General features: G+C 48.3%; 1 pseudogene. It reads left to right on the plus strand.

The annotated features are described in order from the left end of the window. Window positions 1–409: 409 nt before the first annotated feature. A pseudogene (locus C464_RS19465) lies at window positions 410–599 on the plus strand (LamG domain-containing protein); the annotation flags it as partial.

The raw sequence follows: 599 nt of genomic DNA on the forward strand, positions 1-599 counted from the left end.
GAACGGTGAAAATTAGCTTCAATGACTGCTTGATTCTGGCTCAAGGGGTTCTTGATCCGGATCAAGTTGTACACTCAATGTATCGAGGTTACTCTGACAAACCTCAACCGTCTCATAACCAAGTACACCCCCGCAAATAGACAGTAACGTGATCAGACTACAAGTATTGTTCAATATTTATTTTAAATAGTACGTTTGAGATCACCGCACTACCCACACAGGTGTGTCCCGTCGTGGAAACCAGGGNATCAGACTACAAGTATTGTTCAATATTTATTTTAAATAGTACGTTTGAGATCACCGCACTACCCACACAGGTGTGTCCCGTCGTGGAAACCAGGGTGAGACGGTTCGATTCCGTCGCTGGGCATTCGATAAGACAGCTATGATGAACCGACGAAAACTCCTCATGTTGCTCGGCGGTACTGCCGGCGTTAGTGCCGTCGGGACTGGCGCGTTCAGCAGTGTCACAACAAATCAAGATGTCAGTGTTGAGGTTGCTGGAGACACCGGTGGGTACCTCGGACTAACGCCTTCTAGTGGGCCAAACGGCAGGTATGCGACTGTAACAGGTGCCAACCAGCTTGGACTCAACTTCA

Source organism: Halorubrum coriense DSM 10284 (assembly GCF_000337035.1).
GTDB lineage: Archaea > Halobacteriota > Halobacteria > Halobacteriales > Haloferacaceae > Halorubrum > Halorubrum coriense.